This is a genomic window from Flavobacterium anhuiense (assembly GCF_001705175.1).
GTDB classification, from domain to species: Bacteria; Bacteroidota; Bacteroidia; order Flavobacteriales; family Flavobacteriaceae; genus Flavobacterium; species Flavobacterium anhuiense.
In genome coordinates this window covers 3,931,431-3,953,494 of record NZ_CP016907.1, presented here as the reverse complement: position 1 = coordinate 3,953,494, position 22,064 = coordinate 3,931,431, and the positions used below count along the sequence as shown (strand labels likewise).

Genomic DNA, 22,064 nt, shown 5'->3' with positions numbered 1-22,064 from the left:
AACAGTACTATACTGTACTATACTACAATAATACAAAAAAAATATTACTATATCACTAAAAAAGAGTTGTTTAAATAGATTTGTATAATTTATTTAGCGTTCATTTTTGAATTTCAATAAAAAAAGAGTTAAAATACTTCTACGAACATCTTAACTCTTTTTGCAAATTTTATTTTGGATTCTTTACATCTTTCTTTTACTTACTTTCCGATGCAGAAATTAGCATTCCTTATTTTATCGTAGGCAAGCAATGTCGAGGTACAAATAAGGTACAAATTTTACAAAATAAAGTCTTACAAAAACATCATTTGTTATCTGTCCGATCATTTGGTAAAATAGCTAGTTTTTCAAGAGAACATTTAACCTAAGTAGATCAAACAAATGTACAAAAAAACAAATTTCCTTCCATTATAATTCGTCTGTCCTAATTATAGTATCAAAATCTCAGGATCAGAATTGGTACATTTAAATTTTTAAATCAACAATAAAACACAGTAAAAGAATTAGCTTAAGTCATTATGCCATAAAAAGTATCTCGTTCTCCCCTTTAATTGCAAAATCAAAAATGAAAATAGTCTTCAACTAACTAACTAACTAACTAACTAACTAACTAACTAACTAACTAACTAACTAACTAACTAACTAACTAACTAACTAACTAACTAAATAACTAACTAACTAACTAACTAACTAACTAAACTAACTAACTAACTAACTAACTAACTAACTAACTAACTAACTAACTAACTAACTAACTAACTAACTAACTAACTAACTAACTAAACTAACTAACTAACTAACTAACTAACTAACTAACTAACTAACTAACTAACTAACTAACTACTAACTAATCTAACTAACTAACTTAACTAACTAACTAACTAACTAACTAACTAACTAACTAACTAACTAACTATTAAACAGTTTATCCATTTAAACAAATAAGCTAACCGGATCAATTTTAGCATCGCCGGCCAAAATCGCAATTAAAAAATCTTTAGAAAGAAAGAAAGAAAGAAAGAAAGAAAGCTTTATTGCAGCAATCTAAGATCACGAGCAAAAAACATTGGTTCGAGTCCCGTTCCCGCTACTATAAAAAAGGTAAAGCTTGAGAAATCTAGATTTCTCAGGCTTTTTTTTGTGGTTCGAAAAATCTCGTTTCATTTTTTTTAATTAAAAACCACCAGTGTTTTCAGGGAAAATTGGTTCGAGTCCTGTTTAGTCAAATAAAAAGACTCAAATTCAAATCCAAAAATAAATCTTCAAAACAGCAGTAAAAACAGCTAAACTTCTGCTAAAACAGATTGTACGTCTGTTGAGCCTTTTCAGATGTGCTCTCAGTGTCAGATTCTTTCTTTCAATATGATTTGTCCCGAAACATTTTACTGAATGCATTTTCTTATCAATTAAATACCTGTAGTTTTTAAGCCTGTCCGTAAATATCTTTTTTGCTTCTGCCAATTTCAGAGTTTCCAAAACACGATTCAGAGTTTTATTGGTTCGTTTGCCAACATTAAAACTAACCACATTTTTAGAATTCTTTTCCAAAGCATAAACCAGCCAGATATAATTTTTCTTGTGTCTGATATAAGTGCACAGTTCATCTACTTCGTAAGTTTTGCCTCTGCTGACAATTGGTCTTGTTATATTCCTCGCAATGCAGACAATTCTTTTCAATAAGGTTGTCGTTGATATTTTCAGTATTCTTGCCGTGCTCCTTATTCCCAAACCTTCTTTGGTCAACAGCACTATTTCCTGATTGGTATCTCCTTTGTAAGCGTTATACCTATAGTTAATCTGCTGTCGTTTTTGACAAATAGTACATTTATAACGCTGATTACCGTTAGATTGAAATCCATTCTTTATGCATTTACCATTGCAAAAATTACATTTTATTTTCATGACCTAATTTGAAACACTAAGGCAAGGCAAAAGCATTTTGAAGCTTATTAAAAGACAAAAAACGGAAGAGACGACCTGCTGGCCGTCTCTTTTCTATTCAATAATTAAAATTTAATCTTTTTTTTTCAGCCTGCTAAGCTGCTAAATTATAAAAACACCTAATCTGAAACACTACCCAAAATATCAATTTCTTTCATTGTTAACAAAAGAAAGTAATCTGAACTTATAATTCTTTTATTTTCAACATGAGTAACAATAACATCATTCTCATTTTTTCCCTCTCCAAATTTTGTAACGTATTTATTTTTATCAAATTCAAATTTTTTACCAATCTCTTTTTCTTTTATTTTTTCCCATTTTGCATTTTCATATTTATATTTAATTATTTTTGAAATACTATCAGGAAATACAACGTAGGATATGATATTCCTCCTTTCACCAGATTCATTAGCTTCAATAATATAAAATGTATTCTGTCCAAACTCAGTAAAATATTGTTTTATAAATTTATAACGGATCTCATTTTTATTGAGTTGATTGTCATTTGTAACTCTTATTTGTGCTTTGAATGCTTCCAATCTGTTCTTGTATAAAAATTTTTGATGTTCATCACTTACAGACTCTTGTTGTAAGACTATTGAATTGGAAATAGCAATATTCCAATCCCTAAAAAAAATATCAATATTTTTATTTCTATTATTTATGTAATGCCCACATGAACATAATATTAGCACTACTAGTATGTGACAAAAAAACTTTTTCATTTTTTTAGTTATATGGTATTTTCCTTTCAATTACTCCTTGTTCTTTTCGTATTTCATTTTCATTTTCTCTTACTTTTATTTCGCCTTTGGTCAATTGTCCTACATCCCCTACATCAGGATCAACTTTTAATGGATCAAGCGCTACATCTCGAGTTCCTGTGGCATTTTGTTTAGCATGAGCTAATTCATGCCCAAGTCCAATAAATGCAGGTCTTCCTTTTGTCCCATCTGCATTAACAATGCCTTCACCTTTCCCATTTGCATTATATTTTACAGTAGAATCTGTTCCTGGCCCTGGAGAACCATCTTTATTAAGAATACTATCAAGACCACTGTCTGGCTTAGTGTTATTTTCTCCCCAAGACTGCTCAATTGTGGTGGTTTTAGGGGACTCTATCAAACTAGATATTAAATCTGTTCCGGCAGAGAGTGTCTTATCTGCATTACTGCCTCCTTTTTGTTCAATAGTTACTTTACCATCTTCTGAAATAGTTAATTTGTCATTAGTAAGTTTTTGTAAATCATTTAGTGCAGTTTGCTTATATTCAGCTGAACCCCAAATTATAATATCATTTGGTCCCATACCATCAGGGTCAGTAAATCTCATTGGATTATCAAAGGTATAGTTATATGGTGACCATCTTCTCATCTGTTCCGCCAGCGGGTCGATATTTAGCCAACGTCCAAGTGCAGGGTCATAGTTTCTCGCCCCATAATCATACCAGTTAAGCTGAGAGCCTCCAATATTCTCGTCCTGAAGCTCTTTGCCGTTGTACTTGTACTTATTAGCTGACGGCAGGTAATCGTTATACCCTTTATGTTTTAATCCAAAAGGATAAAAGTTATTCTCTTCAATAATTTCAAGAACCTGTGTTGTCGGGTTTTTAGCATAGCTAACACGTACGTTTCCTAAATGGTCTTTGTATTGGAAAACATACGAAAGCGCTCCTGCCGTATTTTTTACATACCCTTCTGCCGTCGGGAAAAACTCCAGAACATTGTCTTTGTACTGGTAACCTCCCAAGTAATCAGTAACAACTGTAACAGTGCCTTCGGTAACTTGTTTTTCCAGTTTTTGCCCAGAGGCATTGTAAAAGTACTCAATGCTTCCCGTTGTTCCAAATGTTATTTTCTTTGGCAGGTTTAAATGGTTGTAAGTGATGCTGGTGATATTTTTGTTTTTATCGGCAATCATATTTCCATTATCATCATAGCTGTAATCATCATCAGTTTTATTGACATCATTAAATCCGCTGCTGTTGTTGGAATTATCTGCAACTTTAGACAACTGGTTTGAGTTGGCTGGATACGTATAGACCAGATCGTCTATATCAAGATTGCCCACTTGAGGATCATAGTCTCCCTTACGGCTCAATGTTTTAATATTTCCGTTTTTGTCGTAAGACAGATTTTCGTCATAGGCGCTTGTAGTCAGGCCGTTCTTTTCATAAATGGCATTGGTCAGACGGTTTAGGTTATCGTACTTATAGCCATAAGCCCTTTCATTTAAGTCTGAAGCCGTTTTCCAGAATGTTTCTGAAATGTTTCCGTTGTATAGCGCCCTTACATCTGAAATATCAGTCTGTGCGGTTTCATAATTGATCTTGAAGGCAAACAAATCTGCAGGATCGGTATCCTGCTGCAGATTGGCCGTTCTATTGATTTCCTTCAGCCAGCCTCTGATATTATACTCAAAGTCTACTTTCTGAAGCGGGCTGCCAGCGCTGTTGCCCACTTTCTTGCTTACCAGCTGCCCTAAGGCATCATAGGTGTTGTCTGCCAAAAGCTCTACTGCTCCGCCGTTTATCTGGTGCGTATGCGTAAGAAGACGGTCTTGAGGCGAATAGGTGAATTCTTCTCTTACCACAATCTCCGGATTGCCGGAAGTCCTTTTGTGTTTTGTTACTGTATAAAGCGTTTTCCCGGTAAAATCAAGCTTGCTTTCACTTGAGGTGTAGCCTCCCAGATGATTCTGAAGGTGGTTTTTTACCGGTCTTGCCCTATCATCGTAGAATATCGTGCTGGTTTCTCCCGCAGTAGAAGACGGTGTTGAAATGGCCCTTGTCCAGCTTCCTGTTGCCAGTGTCTTTACATTATTTAAGACAGGCTGCCCTTCTATTGAAGATGGAAGAGCCTGTGCGTTTGGAAAGGCATAGTCATCATAGTAATTAACGGTTAAAAGCTTAAAGCTTGTCGGAGTTATAACATTGCTGTAATGCGCTTCGATTCCGTCAATCGTTCCAGAAGCCTGCTTTGTTTCAAATAAAACCGCCGCAGCGTTCTGGGCATCCTGCAGAGATTTTCTCGCCGCTGAATTAGAGGCCTGGCTGCTCCAGCCTGTATATATAGGCCTGCCGAAAGCATCATATTTGGTAATAATCCATCCTGTGGCAGTTTCGTCTTTAAAAGGAGAAAATGCAGGCCCTGCTGCAACAGGCCTGTCCAATTTGTCATAAACGATAAATTCCCATTGTTTTCCCGGAAGCTTTTTCTCTGCCACACGGTTTTTATTATCATACTTATACTGATAGCACAAGCCATTTAAAACATCGTAATCAATATTTCCTTCAGCCTTTGGCGGAATCACGTAAGTAAGGTTTCCATAAATATCGTAGACATAATACGTATCATGCTTGTCCCCTCCATTATAGGTGCGTTTCAATACAATCTGCCCTTCCTTGTTTTTAAATTCTTCTGTACCAACATTTGATCCAGGCGCAGTATTCTCATCATAGGTAATGGTTTTGAACAGCTCTCCTGCCTGATAAGTCCCAGCATCAGAAAGACCGATTTCGTACAGACCTGAACTAGCATCCCAAGCGGCTGTCGCTTTGTATAATTTAACTTCATTTGCTGTATTAGCCTGATAGTCTAATTTAATTTCATGGCCAGAATCCATTGCCCATGAATCTCCTGGGGCTGCCTGTCTTAAAACCCTGCTTAATGGTGATAATTCCAATTCCTTCTGCGAAAATGGATTGGAACCATCATCATACAGGCTGCTATAAAATGATGCCGATGAGCTTAAAGCAGTATTGGGATCTATTTTAGAATAGTTGGTTCCACTGTTTGCAGTGGCATAAGGCAGATATTCTTTTACCTGCCTTCCGAATCCGTCATATTCTACAGGTGTTATGAGATCCCCGCCGTTTCCGCCCTGACCCACGGCTCTTGTCTGCACAGGACGGCCCAGACCATCAAAATACCTAACATTTTGATTCATCTCTTCTTTGGTAAGCGAATTCAAATTGGCTGGCTTAACCGCTTTTTTAGGTGCAATAGTGTAGATGAAATTATCATCGCTGAAAGTCTGCCCAGTAATTGTTTTAGTAAAAAACAGCAAGAATACTATTAGTATATACTTTTTCATTTTTTTTACGAATTTTAAAATGCTATTATGGCATAAGTTTGTGCAAAAACAGATGTGGATACCACTTTATAAGTTTCTCCCGGCAGTAATGTAGCTGTTAAGGTTTTGTACTTGTTAACATTTACTGGATTATCATAATTAATCTCAATATTAAAAGTATGTCCATTATGATTTGCGGAAGAAGCTGTTAGTGTAATAGTCAATCTATTAATGCCAAAATTTTGCTCTCCTTCAGCATTAAAGACAATTGGGTTACAGCTTCCGTTTGCATTGGCATAATTCTGTCCATTACTGTTTACTAAATTCTGAGCTTGATTATCGGCATCAGCCTGAGAAGAAGTAGAGCTGAAGGCTCCAGCAGCAACAGTATAAACTACTGGTGCACCTGGCTGATAGCCGATAGAACAATTATTTCTGGTAAAAGAACCGCTCTTAACTGTATTATAATACAAACAAGTCCCATTAGCATTTGCATAATTCTGACCATCTATATTAAATTTGATATTTCCTAATCCATCCGCCTCTGCTTGTGAGTTATAAGATATCTGCGCACCTGCACTTTGATAGTACTCGACACTAGATCCAGAGCCGCCAGCAGTGCAATTACTTTTAGTAAAATATCCATTTCTTGCAATACTGTAATATGTGCAAGTTCCATTAGCATTAACATAAGATTGTCCATCACTATTAAATTTAGAAATCCCTAAAGCATTAGCCTCTTCCTGTGAAGAAGTTGAAGTTACAGCTCCAAAAGGCTGGCTGTAGGATAGGCTTGAGGGCGATCCTCCTGCCGAACAGTTATTTCTGGTAAAACTTCCGCTTAATGCGGGACTGTAAAACGTGCAATAGCCGTTCGCATTGGCATATGCCTGCCCATCTGCATTAAATCTGTCAAGCCCTTTTGAATCGGCATCAGCCTGAGAAATATTTGATGTTTCTGTACCTGCCGCTTGGCTGTAAGCCACGCTTGATCCAATTCCTCCTGCAGCACAGTTGTTTTTTGTAAATGAACCGCTGTAGGCTATGCTACGGAATGTACATTTTACATCCGGATTAGTATTTGCATAATACTGTCCGTCTGCATTAAATCTATCAATACCTTTTGAATCGGCATCAGCCTGAGAAATATTCGATGTTACTGTGCCTGCTGCTTGGCTATAGACCACACTTGCCCCAACTCCTCCTACAGCACAGTTATTTTTTGTAAAAGAACCGCTGTAAGCCTTGCTGCTGAATGTGCATTTTACATCCGGATTAGTATTTGCATATGCCTGTCCATCTGTATTAAATCTAATAAGCCCTTTTTCATCTGCATCAGCTTGAGAAGAATAAGATTTTTCGACTCCTGCTGCTTGACTGTAAGCTACGCTTGAACCAACTCCTCCTGCAGCACAGTTATTTTTTGTAAATGAACCGCTGTAGGCCATGCTGCTGAATGTGCATTTTACATCTGGATTAGTATTTGCATAATATTGTCCGTCCGCATTAAATCTAGCAAGTCCTTTTGAATCGGCATCTTCCTGTGAAATATTTGATGTTTCTGTACCTGCCACTTGGCTATAGACCACGCTTGATCCAACTCCTCCTGCAGCACAATTATTTTTTGTAAACGAACCGCTGTAGGCCTTGCTGCTAAATGTGCATTTTACATCTGGATTAGTATTTGCATAATATTGTCCGTCCGCATTAAATCTAGCAAGTCCTTTTGAATCGGCATCTTCCTGTGAAATATTTGATGTTTCTAAACCTGCTGCTTGACTGTAAACCACACTTGCTCCAACTCCTTCTGCAGCACAATTATTTTTTGTAAACGAACCGCTGTAGGCCTTGCTGCTAAATGTGCATTTCACATCCGGATTAGTATTCGCATATATTTGCCCCTCTGAGTTAAATTTAGAAAGTCCATTTGAATCGGCATCGGCCTGTGAAATTTCAGATATTACCGCTCCTTCAGGCTGGTTAAAAGTTACGTTTGAGCCCACACCTCCTGTAGAGCAGTTGTTTTTTGTAAATGAACCGCTTAAGGGCGCACTTTTATAAATTATGACACTGCTGGATGTATTATCACCGCAATCAATAATCTCACCTTTATAATTATAACAATATTTCTCAAGTACATTTAGATCTTTATCTTTCACAAATTTCAATCTACTGAAAGAATCGTATTCATAATATGTAGATATGCCTTTAGGATCCGTTATACTGGTAATTCCCTGAAGGGGATTATAAGTATAGGTTGTAATCATAAATTGATTGAGCGAAACTCTCATAGCATTTAAAGACTCTCTTAAAATCTGTTCCTTACAACTGCTTGATAAACAATTATCATTATCTGCATTTGACAAACTCTGGAGATTCGTTACAAAAGAAGCAATTTGGTCATAAGAAGCATTTTCAATTTTTGCTATAGGCTGTGTTTTATTGTATCCCCAGATTATGGACACTGGCATTCCGCTTTCAGGGGTGTACTGCAGTACATTGCCTTTGTCATCATACTTATTAAATGTTATTTTTTTATCCTGATTAACATTAATAGGTTCATTCCCTTTGTTTGAATAAATGTATTTTGGAAGCAATAAATTTGAAGTGGTAGAATCATAAGCATATTCTGTTTTCTTTTCAAATAATTTATTGCCCATTTTATAATTTTTTGTCACAAGAGGAATACCCACCATATTTTTTGCAAGTAATGTTGAGATTGCAGGTTCCGAAGCCATTTCTGCATCTTTTGCATATAAATATTTTGTTTCTAATGTTTCCAAACTTGAGTTTTCTGTAACCTGTGAGGCAAGTTGCACATGATTTGGTTTAGAATAATTATAGGTGGTAGTTGTAATAACTGGATTATTTCCATTTACATCCTTAACAGTTGATATTTTTTTTGCGAGATAATGTCGTTGGCTTCTTGTTTCATAGATATTGAAATTATAATAATAATCTGTAATAGTTGTATTTCCTGAACCCGTTAGCGTTGAGTACAATCTTGAAGTATAGTTGTTTACCGTAAAATCGCGAGATTCGTCCTGCTCATATTCAAACACATCTTGCGCTATAAATGTCCAAGTATTACCCGATTTTTTGAATGTCATATTTTTAACTTCATACCCTCCACGGAAACCGTTAGAATATGGAGTCCCACGAATGTACTCGTCGCACATAGGAATAGATGGTTCATCTGAGGCACTATTATAGTAGTGAATTATCCCTCCGTTTTCAAAGTTTTCACCCATACTTTCCACTACAGTTCCATATCCTAAAATAGTGCCCGTAAAAGAATTCAAAGGTATTTTTGCGTTAGAAAACATCGTATAAACTGTTTTAGTTTCCGTTCTAAATACATCAATGTTTCTTACAAAATTAGGATTCGATATAGCAAATGTCCCTGAACTGCATTCCAAACAATTTAAATCCCCATAAAAATATGCCTTTGTAACTTTCTTATTATCATCTCCACTGTCATCATAATCCACAGTTTTGCTGACCCTCACACCAGCAACAGGATCATTTACCATAACTGTATATGGCTCAGTCTTTCTATAAAAAAGATTAGCATATGTCTCTATACAAGGGCCACTAGATTTAATACGCATAAAATAGGTGCCTGCTTCTATTGGTACATTAATGCTTGGATTCTCAGATGAATTAAAAAATGCAACTACAGCATTCGTTACTTTATTGATTAAAGAAACATTTACATATGCATTATGATGAGATGGGTAGAGCTCTTCAGTACAAATTCCTTCACCCATGAAACTCACTTCAGCTCCTCCCGATATTGTTATTCTTTGAGCAAATGGAATAATAATTTCTTGAGAATCTTTTGTCTGTGTAGTTGGCATCGCCATTGTTCCATCGGGCGTTACTTCAACTGGAGGCTCAATAGTTTTAGATACATAAACTGAATTGGGCTCGTATGTGAATACCGTTTTTCCTTTGGTCGCATATATAATGCTTTTTAACATACCGTAATTAACTACGTCTTTGTTTGGAAATCGGTCAGCAGTATTTGCATTCTTAAAGACTGTATATAACAAATCCTGAGCTGGAAGATTATTATAAATTAGGTTTTTATTATCCCTGTCATTAAAATAGCCATATACATCTTTAGCATACGAATTATGTGGCGGAAGCCCTTCTGGATTGTAGTATTCAAATTCATACTTTAAGAAGTTCTTAATTTCCTTATTATCGTATTCCACAACATTTTTTAAGAAAAATCTTTTCTTATCAAGTTTTGTGTTAGTGTTCATCCCCTTACTGGCAGGGTTTGGAGCTATTGCATAATAATTGAATGCAAAAGCTTTCAAAAGCTGATTCGTTGCTGCATAAACTTTAATTTTATTCAGCTGCATGCTCTCCTGATAATTAAAATTTGTTTCAAGCTCTGTATACTCAAATGCTATTTTTTTATCATTAAGCTCGATTGATTGAACAAAATAAGTTTCATGCTTCTGAACAAAACGACAAGGCTGTCCAACACTTGCAGTAGAAGGCATTGCATTAAAATTAACAATTGATTTAGCCATCTGCTGATAGGTAGTGATAGAAAAAGTTTTGGAAGTATATTTAAAAAAAGCTTCTTGACCAGTAGCCGTTTTTATTCTAGTCAACAGCCAAGCCGTATCATGCATTCCAGCTGGAGAAGGTGAACTGCCGCAATAACTTATGTTATTAGAGCTCTCTCGGCTTGAATTTTCTCCAAAATAATACTCCGTACCATTAACATCTGTAATCTTAAAATATCTATCTGTTTCGCCATCTGCATTAGTATAAAAAAGCATTTCAATTTTGTTGTCTGAAACATCAAGCTCACGAAATGAGTTAGCACCATCCAAAATAAATTTTCCAGAAATTCCGGGTGCACTGTAGTTAAAAATATCTTTCTGCGGAGGATGGGCATTTAAAGCAATTGGCTCCAGTTCTGAAGGAATACAGAGCTTTGCCTCGTCTGGTACTGACCATGCCGTGTAAAAATCATCATCGCTATTAACCTGCCTTGAAATGACACCGCCAGCAATTAAATTCCAATCAATTCCCAACTGTTTTGATGCCGCATCAACCTGAACTCCATTAGAGCTATATCCTAAAGAGACCGGAATTGTGATTCCGTTTTCTTTTAAAGTAAATATTTCTAAATTGACATTTGGAGATCCCGTGTGCATACCAACAGGAATATTTCCATAAGTTCCCAAACTAGCAGCCGCCGGTGAAGAAGGTATAATATCTGGTGAGAAATTATCTGTATTATCTGTTGTTCCTTGTCCTATACACTGGGTCGAAAAAAGTATATTTAATATTACCAATGCTCTAAATAATAGTATTTTTTTTATTTGTAAATGATTCATGTTGCGATAAGTCTATTTGCCGGTTTTTCTTTTAATTACTTTAACCGATTCGGTCCTAACATCTGTTTTTATGACAATAATATAAACCCCTTCAGCATATCTGCTTAAATCAACGGGAACTGTCCTGCTCGATATAGAAAAATTCTGCAGTGTGCGACCTAAAATATCAACGACAGAAGCCGTACCTTCCTCAAAATCATACCCTATAATAATATTTGTATAGGTCGAGGCAGGATTAGGAATTGCCTCAATGCTGGCTTTCACTTTTTCAATCTTCTGTTTATCTTTCAACTTGACCACCCAGAAATCATTAGATCCGATATTGGAATTTTTATCTTTGGAAGAGCCTGAATTTGAGGTTCCAGCCATAAGGTATCCGCCGTCTCTGGTTTCAATCAGTTTTCTAAGTATATCTTCTCCTCCGCTTCCTACGCTTTTATTCCAGATTTCGTCACCTTTATCACTAATCTTTAAAGCTATGTAATCGTTTATGCCGTCTTTTTCTTTGGCAACCATTCCGACTGCTTTTGATACTAGACTGCCGCCTCCAGATTTAGGGCGTGAGTTGCGTGCATGCCCACCAATCAAATAGGTGCTGTCTTCATTTTCAACTAATGATGTTAAGATATCCACTTTTCCAAAATCAAAAGTCTTGCTCCATAGCACTCCCCCTTCCTTATCAAGTTTAAGAACCCAGTAATCTGTTCCGTTAGAAACGATTCCTCCTTCTGTTGTCAAGGCGTTAGAGCTGTTAGAATTTCCTCCCAAAATATAGCCTCCATCTTTGGTCTGATGAATTGCATAAGGCTGGTCATCACCATCCCCGCCATAGGTTTTCTGCCATTGGATTACACCTTTGTCATTTATTTTTAAGACCCAATAATCCCCAACACCTCTATGTGCTTCTGTTTTATCGCCCGAAACAGGAGAATTAGAATATCCTGCAAGAATGTAACCGTCGTCAGAAGTCTGTTCCATGCTTCTCAAAATATCTGAATATTGGCCTCCATAGGTTTTCTGCCATTGGATCACGCCATCTTTGTCTAATTTGACAATCCAGTAATCCATACTCCCTCTGCACTTTTCAGATTTAGAGTAAATATCTGCTGCAAATGAATTTTCGTCTAGTTTTGAAGCTGAAATTGGATTTGGGCTTGAACTTGAAGAGCCCCCTAAAATGTAGCCTCCATCTCTCGTCTGAAAAGCGCACAGCAGTTCATCCTGGGCGCTGCCTCCTATGGTTCGCTGCCATTGCTCGTCTCCAGCAGCGTTTAGTTTTATGACCCAAAAATCAGCCAGGCCTTTACAATGGTCTTTTTTCTGAAAACCCTTTGAAGAACTGGAAGTCCCAGCAAGAATAAACCCGCCGTCTCTGGTGTTTTTAATGCTTTGGAGAAAATCAAAACCAGAGCCACCAAAGCTTTTCTGCCAGTCCAATTCTCCATTCTCTTTCATTTTCCAGACCCAGAAGTCCAAATCGCCATGATTGTCATCTGCTTTGTTTCCTGTTTTATTCGAAAGCGAACTTCCGGCTAAAATAAATCCATAATCAGCAGTCGACTGCGCATCAAAAAGGTAGTCAGCATGCGTGCCTCCATATGACTTTTCCCAAAGAATATCTTGAGAATAGCTAATAGATGACACAGAAAAAAGTAGAAGCAGGTAAAGTTTCCGCATACGCATTCTTTATAAATTTGAGATTGTTACTATAATGCGGGCGAAAATAAAACAATGAAATCAAAGTTCTTTACGTCTTTCCGTAAAGAATTAACTTTTGTTTAACCTGAAAGGTGAATGCTTGCTGTAGCTTATTTTTACTCTGGAAGAAGATAATTTAAAAATCACAAAAGAAAACTGATAAATCAATAAAAGAAAATATTAAAAGAAACAGGCGCTAAGCGGCTTCCAAAATAATTTGATTGAGTAATCGGCTACGGCAAAATTAATGCATCAGCCATTTATTTTTAGTAGGCCATCATGAAAACGGTTCGAAAATTGTCCCGTTAAGGCTACTAAGTAAAAATTAAAAGCCAAGAAATCTAGATTTCTCGGCTTTTTTTGTGGTTCGAAAAATCTCGTTTCATTTTTTTAAAATAAAAACCACCGGTGTTTTCAGGGAAAATTGGTCCGAGTCCTGTTTAGTCAAATAAAAGACTCAAATTCAAATCCAAAATACATTTTATTTTCATGCCTAATTTGAAACACTAAGGTAAGGCAAAAGCATTTTGAAGCTTATTAAAAGACAAAAAACGAAAGAGACGACCTGCTGGCCGTCTCTTTTCTATTCAATAATTTAATTTTAATATTCTTTTTCAGTTAGTTAAATGATTAAATTATAAAAACACCTAATCTGTAACATTGCCTCTTCTCTATTTGATTAAAAACTTCGTTTTATAACTCGAATCTGCATTTCGCAGCATTAAGAAATAAACTCCCGAGGCTCTTAAATGTGTTTTTATTTCTTTACTGAAAACGCCATCGATTTCCAACTTAGATTGTCTGTAAACCGCTTTACCGCCGGCATCAAAAATAATCAGATCAAAAGTTCCCTGATCGCCAGTTAGATGCAAAGTAAAGCTTCCATTATTTGGAACTGGGGAAATGAAGAAACCTTTTTTATCTGAAATCGGATTTTCCACAGACAGCGATGCATCCACTTTTACTTCCAATGCTGTTGTTTTACTGCATGATGCCTGAGTTAAATAATTCAGAGAAAGTGTCTGATTTCCTTTTTCTGTCCATTTAATGGTTACCATATTGCTATTTTGTTCTATAATTTCTCCACCGGTAACATTCCACGCATAAAGCTGCATAGACGGTGTAGCTGTATACGTTACTGTTGTATTATCATTGGTAATAAGTATGTCACCAGTAATCGCTGCTGTATTATTTAAAGCAGTTTCAACATTAACAGAGACAATTCCTTTTCCTTGCAGTCCACTTGATTTTTTACTCAGTTTTGTTAAATCAACTCCAAAAGTATGATCTCCTGCAAACTTTTCTATGTTTCCAATTTCAAATTCTTTGTCCGAAACCTTAGTTAAAGTTATGTTTTCATTAGAAACTGCAATTCCGCCCGATTTCACAATAATATCATTTTTAGTCAATGACGAAGCCATAATTTCATCGGCAAACACCACTTTCAAAATATCTGTTTCAAAACAATTATTATTTGCATCGCTCAACGGAGTAACTGTACAATTAAGATCTACAATGTCAATATAAACATCTATTCTGCTTACATCGCTTGAGTTTCCAAACTCATCGAGAACTACCGCTTCAAAAGTAATTTTCCCGAAATATCCTTTTATCGGAATTAAAACTTCTTTTGCCGTTTCCTGTTTTTGTCTGCTTACCAAAGTTCTTCCAGTCGGCGTTACAGCATACAGCTCGATAGTTTGTTTGTTTCCAGTAGTGGTTAGGGCAATCGATAAATCATTGCCAGAAGTAATATTATCTAAAGCCGATGACCCTCTGTCTGGCGCAATACGCATGTTGAAAGGTGCAGAAGGTTTTCCAAACTTCACTTCCCACATTGTGCTTGAATTTCCTGTTCCAAAATTGCCAGAAAGATCTTTAAAGCCAGTTTGGTCTACTACAATTTTATAACCGCCTTCGGCCTGAGTAAATTCTCCTAAACCAGAAATTAAATAATGTAAATCGTCTTGTTTTATCACAATTAGATTTGCATTTAAATTAATGCTGCCTTTGTAAAGTGTAACCCAGTTTTTCTCAAAACTGCTTATTGGCTTAGTTAAAGTTACGACAATATCTGTTACGTTCTGGCTGTGTACTGCTCCCTGATATTTAGGAGTAAACGCATCAATTTCTGGAATAGTGATATCGACTTTCCATTTTTGGGTTTGCACAATTAATCCCAAAGTGTTGTCTTCTGCTTTTATTGACGGAAGATCAACTGCCAGCTCATATTGGCCATTTTCTTTGTTGTACCCGTTTAATCCGACAATAGTATATTTTAAATTATCATCGGTAACAATAGAAACATTCTCCAGCGGTTTCCCGTTCAGAGTCAGTTTATCTTTTGTAAACTGAACAGGTTTTACAGGTTTGTTAAATACAATTTCGACACTATTTACAGCCTGTGCTTCTATTTGGTCTGTTTTAAACTGAACAATTCCAAGTTCGCCGATTATCTGAATCCATGAAATGCTTTTCCCTTCATTTCCTTCGTTTCCTTCCAAATCTTTTATTCCGGCACATTGAACTGCTAACTCATAATATCCAGAAGCAAGTGATAGAGTTTTGATATTTAAAACATAAGTCGAATCGTTTACTTTTCCAATAAAACTATCGCTAAACGGAATTTTTGCTCCCTGATGGATCAAACTGACATTCTGCGCTGTAAATGTACTTGGGTTAATTGCTTTATTAAAGTTTACCTGAACAGATTCTACTGGTTTTGTGGTTGTCGGAGGCAAACTTTCAAAAGATGCTACTTTTGGAATGTTGGTATTGATGACACTGTAATACAAAGTATATCTTTCTAATCCTGATATTTTATCAAGGAAATGAAGTCTGTTTTCATACTTTGGCTCAAGTCCGTCTCTCAGCGTTACATGCGTTTGCCAAAAGTTTTCTATTGGCAGTTCCAGATTATCGCTGATTCTGACTACTCTTTCGAGTGTGTACTTATCTGCTCCTGGATCAGCTGTGTTACCGTAGTTCCATCCTGTTTTAGATGAATCCATGGTTAAAGTCGTTGTAAGCTGGCTTGGAGAAATAATATTCGAAACCGTTCCTGCTGCTGCTTTATACACTTCATCGCTTTCTCCGTTTGAATAATAAATAGCATCTGGAGTATCATTTAAATCGACTGCATCATTTACTAAGAAATCGTTGATATTATCCTGATCTGCACCGTATGCTTTTACGCTCTTAATTAATTCGTGGGCATACGATGCTTTTATCAGACTTAGGCTTTTATTGCCATAGCTGCTTAAATGCTTAATTTTAAGATCATATTCAACAAAATGGCCTAACAAAGTACTGGTAAACCACCATTGTCCAAGTGCTGTTTTTTGAGCTTCGATGTTTCCGAAATCAACATTCAGCAAACCTAATTGTTTTGGTTCGTTGTTAAAGTTGCTTCCAATAATTTCAAAATCTATTAATAAGCCTTTTTTGTTTTCTATGATTTCAGGCTGAACAGATTCTACCTGAACATTTTTAGCGATTCCGTATCCTTCATTTTTAATTAATAAAGCCATTTCTGCCGGAACAATCGGCTCTATTTTATCTGTAAGCGGATCATCTCCTAAAATGTCCCTTTGCATAAAATAATGCATTACCAAATCTGGGCTTGGGTTTACTTCTAAAGTCACCGGATATAATTGCACCGTCACCCTGTCGCCTGTATTGGGATCTAAATACGATAAAGTTCCTCCAAAAGAATATGACTTGGGTACAGTTGGCGCCGCATCTTTAGTAGGAATAAAAATTACTGTTCCTGACTGGCTGCTGTTTGGCCCGACAAGTCCTGTTCCGCTAAGGAAAGCATCTTTGTTGATCTGGAACAGATGCGTCATATCATTTCCAGCTTCGTCTCTAATCAATAAATCTAAGTTTAGATCTTTAATTGTATTTGTCTCGCTACCGTTGTTTAAAGTTAAAGTACCTTCAAAAGCCTCTCTGGTCATGGTGATTTTTTGAGAAAATTTTACAGTTACGCTTGCGCAAACGGAAGATTGAGAAGCCAATCTTTCAATATATTCTTTTAAATCTGCCATGTCTTGATTGTACATTTTTTCAGCAGATGCAAAACCTCTGTTTTTACAAGATCAACTAGTAATTGTCTTACTCTATCATACTCTTCAATATCATTCTTGTTTACAATATCGGGATATTCAGCATTTGGAGCTTTAATATTTTTATTCCATGCTTCTACCGTTTTATTCCATCTGTTACAGAATGTTTCAATTTCCTGGCTTGTAATATCAGAACCTGAAAGATTCGTTTTAATTCTGGTAATATCAGCAGCAGAAAATGCTTTTTCCATATCAAGATTTAAAGCCGTTTCTTTCATGAAATCATGAAAATTAGGACTGTCTATAATTCTCTCATTGCCCAAATAAGCCTTGAGCCTGCTATTTAAAGCTTTTTGCGCATTGTCCATTACATAGAAATCATTATACATGCTTTCAAGGAAACTGTTGCTGTTACTGTTCGCTTTTTTACCTGAAGCTAATGGATCATAAATACAAGCTTTTAATGTTCCAACCATACTGGCAACACAGCCTATTGGCCCTGGAATACAGCCAGCAACGGCAATGACTTGATTAATTGTTTCTCCATTCATGGTAGCCAGACCAAGAAGACATCCTGCAACAGCACCTGCTGGCCCACCTGCACATCCTATAACCATACCAAATACCGAAGTAAGGCAAGGATTAGTGCAAATAGTTGGAAGCGATGTTACGATATTTCCAATTGCTGTTCCAATAGGAATCAATCCTCCAAAACCGCTTCCATTAAAATTAGGTATACCGGTTACTACGGGAGTGCTTGGTGTAGAACAAGTCAGCACATAATACGGTTTAAACGCCGCTAAATCTTGTTCGGTTTCACATACATAAGTTCCTTTTGTAATTAAATTGTAACTGCAGTTTTGCCCAGCCGCCGCTGCCGCCGCGCTTCTTGCGGTCGAAGCCGGTCTTGTAATTAATATCGGCACTATGATACTCGATTTTGCATTTAAGATGCCAAGCTTATCGATCATGAGTTTAAACTTATAATCTCCCTGAGCATCTACATTAAAAGTCACATTTGATAATGCGATCAAACCGTGATTTGTAACCGTTGCATAACTCATTCTGCTTTCGCCCGCTTTTAAATCTAGAACAGGATTGTCGATATCGATAACAATTACTGGTTTTGGTACGTTTGTTTCGAATTTAACTACTAAATCAGATTGGTATTCGTCTGCAATTTCTGTTGGTTTTACAACCCATTGATAACTTACTGCCTGATACGAAATAAATACCTTTTGAGTCGTTACTTTACCTGGATCTATTAATAAATTATTCTGATATGAGGCGTGCTTATCTGCCGATACCGTTACCGTATAATATCCTTCCGGAATTTGAGGTGTGGCAAACAAACCATTTTCATCTGTAATTCCTTCTGCCAAAACTGCACCAGAAAACGGATGGCGCACTGTTACTTTAGCTCCCTTTACGTGAGGAGCTTTTTCTGTATTATAAGTATATTCGTCAACAACGTCAACTATTAAAGAACCTGTTGCTTCTGAAACGGTTTCTATTTTAAAAGGAATGCTTACTCCTCCTCCATTTGAAGGATTTAAAGCTAAGTTTCCGGTTAATGGGACATTTAATTGCTGCTTATCTGTTGGCACCAATTCCAAAATGACTTTTGCAGATTCGTTTGGAGCAATTTTATCAATAACAGCTGCACTTTTAAGCTTCATCCATTCCAGATTCGGAACATCCACTTTTACGTTTTCTGCGTCTATTGCTCCCGTGTTCGAAATTGTAAGTTCATAAAAACGAGAGTTTCCTTTAATCATCGTAGTATTGATGCTTACCGGATTTGCTGCCAATTTAGGTGTTTGCACTTTAGCATGATAATACGCCAAGACAGGCAGTTTTGCCCCTTCGTTTGAAACTATGTTAAAATTGATTTCATAATATTTTTGTTCTGCCGATGCTGTTTCTGCCAATATCGTATAACTTAAAACGGCTTCTTGCCCCGATGCCAGCGTTAAGGGATCTGTTTGTATGGTGAAGCCTGCCTCTGCCGGTAATTCAATATTAATATTGGTTAATGGTGTCTTGCTGTTATTTTTTAAGACAAATTCACCTTTATACGGAACTTTGGCTACCACTTCCCATTTTAAATAATCAGAAGGTTTGTTTGTCCATTCAAAACCAACAATGTCAAATTCTGCCTGAACTGCGTTTTTTGTTCCAGGATATCCTGCACTTACCGTATAATGTCCGCTTTCTGCCTGTAAGGGTTCAAAATCGTAGGCAAAATTTCCTGAAGCGTTTGTTTTTACTTTAAAAGAGCGTGTAAAACTTCCAGCCGCAACAATAATTTCTACTTCTTTATTTATAGCAGGAGAATTGTTTGCCATTTTGGCCGATCCTGTAATTGCAACAACTTCTCCCGATTTGTAGACCGGTTTGGAAACCGAACTTACGGCACTATAACTCGAAAGTAATTTTATAGCCGAATAAGCCTGATTATTGGCATACGATAATTCATTTATCTTTTGATCTGAATTTACCGCTGCCACCAAATAATAATCGCCGGCCTGCTGAGGGAGTTTGATTGATTTTACAAGATCCAGCGCTTTTCCTGCTTCGATATCGCTGTCAAGCTGTGAAGCAAATACAGGAATTGCATTTTGAATTAATTTATCTTTAGATAGAAAATATTCTATTTTTGAACCTTTTGCCAATAGCGCAAAACCTTGATTGGCAATAGAAACTGTCACTTCTATAGTATCCTCACCATTTGCTTCTGCTACAGTTTTTACCGAGTCAGCAACAGCATCTGGCTTGTTTTGATCTGTAACCAAAATCCAAGCAAATCCTGAACTGAAAGTATCGGCTTCAGCTTGAATTCGTACGGTCTGATCTCCTGTTTTTAACGGATCTATAATTGTATTAATTTCTAGCTCAACACTTTGCTGTCCGGCTGGAATTGAAACTTCTGTCGGAATTGAAACAATAGTTGGAGAATCTGACGATAATTTTGCTAAAATGGCTTTAGAAGTGTCCACTGTATTTCTGGAAATGGTAATTTTTGCCGCTTTTTGAACTCCTGCCTTAACTGTTGCCGGATTTGCTTTTACAATTAAAGCCGGTCCATTGCTGTCAAGAATGGTAATATCTTTGCTGGCACTGCTTCCGTCTCCTGCAGAAATGGTGCAGTTGCATGATGCAGAATAAATATCCGCTGTTACACTCACCACTTTTGCTCCATCTACGATTCCATTGTTTACAGCTCCAATATTAAATTTCTTCGAATTTACATTGGCAGGAAAATCAACAGCATCTGGTAAAATCAAAGCATTAGCGATACTTGCTTTTAAGCGAACTGATGTGCTTATTTCTGATTTATTGATCCGCTTTAATGTCGCATAAGTTGCGTAAACTCCATCGCCTTTAGAAATAGTTTGCGGTGCAATCTCCAATTCGAAAGCTGGAACATTCGAACTTTTTAAAATTACTTCTGCATTTCCTGCTTGAAAACCTTCAGCCCTAAGCGTTAATTTCCCTGTTACGGTCTGCTCAGGAACTTTATTGTTTTTTACGGTTACAGTAAACGAAGCTGTTTTACTTCCTGCCAGAAGCGTAACTTCTGCAGGAACAGTCCATCGTGAACTTTGGTCTGCCGTAATCGCAAATTTTACATCTTTTGTTTTGGCAAAACCAGTTTCTAAAGTAACCGTTACCGTTTCGCCATCCGTTGCTGTACTTTTTGAAGGACTTAGCGTAATGGTTGAAAATTCATTATCTATAATTTCGATATTATCTGAAACGGCAGGATAATCGTTTCCTGCAATTGATAACGAAACAGTTCTGTTTCCGTCATTCTCTGTATTATCGATCGGTGTGATATAAAAAACTGCCGAAGACTGGTCTTTTGCAATTTTGAGTGGGGAATCAAACTGAAGCTGCGAAGCCAAAGAAGCGGTTAAATTATAGATTTTATCACTGCTTCGGTCACCGCTTTGCAGCAGTGTTGCTCTAATCACTTCGGTAGAGTTCTCATCGATGCTCTTTCTGTCAAGCGTTAAAAACAAACGTTTTTCAAGCAAAATAGAACTTGCCGCAGTAACTTTATTGTTATTCTTTAGAGATTCTGGTTCTTTTACCGCTGTATTGGCGATAATATTGATTCTCACTTTTATATTGCCGTCAAGACCTAAAATTTTAGGAAGATTAAAAGCTGCCGTTCTGTTTACAGAATTTTGTTTATCAAGATCTTGGCTATATGAAACGGCTCCTAAATTGTATTCTAAACCTGTTTGATCCGAAACAATGCTAATCTGCTCCACCCATCCGCCAGAAGCGATTCGGTCTCCAATATTGTCTACTTTCCATGAAACATTAATTTTTCCGTCGGGAGCAATAGCAGATTCTGCTGTGCTAATCCCTGAAATTGTCAAATCAGGATATTGTGCTGCGGCAATTGTCAGCTTTCCGTTTACGTGGTTTGCCCCTATATCGACAGCATTTTTAGAACTTAAAACAACACTGCTTAAGTCTAAATTGTGTATCTGCCCCGAGGTATAATTCAATGGAATCTCGATCGGAATTTCTAATAAAGCACCGCTGTTTCCTTTAAAAGAAGTGCTTGTTAGCGAGAGAAGAATAAAGTGATAATTGCGCGGATTATTCTTTTCGATGTTCACATAAATAGCATGATCGCCTTTACGGCTTTCGATAATTTTACTGTCTTTTTCGCTTACAATTAATCCTGGCGGAACCGTAAGGGTAAACTCAGCTCCCACGACCTCATCGGCATTAGCCAGATCAATTGCAATTTTTGATTTTTCGCCCGGTCCTGCTGATGCATTTAATACTTTTAAACTATTCTGGGCTTGTGCAAACGCAGCCATAAATAGGAAGATAAACACCAAAAACGGTTTTATTTTCATTGTTTTCAATTCGTTAGATATCATTATGGTGAAGT

7 protein-coding genes are annotated in these 22,064 nt (G+C 36.7%); all 7 read right to left on the bottom strand.

The window, feature by feature from the left end; translation table 11 throughout:
* Positions 1–1,242: 1,242 nt before the first annotated feature.
* Complete coding sequence (locus BB050_RS16790; RefSeq protein WP_066034376.1) at positions 1,243–1,902, bottom strand: IS1 family transposase; 660 nt, start codon at positions 1,900–1,902, stop codon at positions 1,243–1,245.
* Between the two features lie 158 nt (positions 1,903–2,060).
* Entirely contained in the window at positions 2,061–2,666 is a 606-nt protein-coding gene (locus BB050_RS21905; RefSeq protein WP_066034375.1) for a hypothetical protein, read from the bottom strand.
* A 4-nt stretch (positions 2,667–2,670) separates the two neighbouring features.
* Positions 2,671–6,036: a DUF6443 domain-containing protein gene (locus BB050_RS16780; RefSeq protein ID WP_083219860.1), complete on the bottom strand. Its 3,366-nt coding sequence runs from the start codon at positions 6,034–6,036 to the stop codon at positions 2,671–2,673.
* A 14-nt stretch (positions 6,037–6,050) separates the two neighbouring features.
* Positions 6,051–11,381, bottom strand: a complete 5,331-nt coding sequence (locus tag BB050_RS16775) for a DUF5977 domain-containing protein (RefSeq protein ID WP_123907000.1) — start codon at positions 11,379–11,381, stop codon at positions 6,051–6,053.
* A gap of 12 nt (positions 11,382–11,393) precedes the next feature.
* The gene (locus BB050_RS16770) at positions 11,394–13,058 is read right to left on the bottom strand and encodes a T9SS type A sorting domain-containing protein (protein WP_066035209.1); all 1,665 of its coding nucleotides are present in this window, start codon (positions 13,056–13,058) and stop codon (positions 11,394–11,396) included.
* Positions 13,059–13,750: 692 nt separating this feature from the next.
* Positions 13,751–17,143, bottom strand: a complete 3,393-nt coding sequence (locus BB050_RS22105) for a T9SS type A sorting domain-containing protein (RefSeq protein ID WP_066034372.1) — start codon at positions 17,141–17,143, stop codon at positions 13,751–13,753.
* The gene (locus tag BB050_RS22100; protein WP_236940351.1) at positions 17,116–22,053 is read right to left on the bottom strand and encodes a CARDB domain-containing protein; all 4,938 of its coding nucleotides are present in this window, start codon (positions 22,051–22,053) and stop codon (positions 17,116–17,118) included. Before BB050_RS22100 ends, BB050_RS22105 begins: the two co-directional genes overlap by 28 nt.
* Positions 22,054–22,064: the final 11 nt, after the last annotated feature.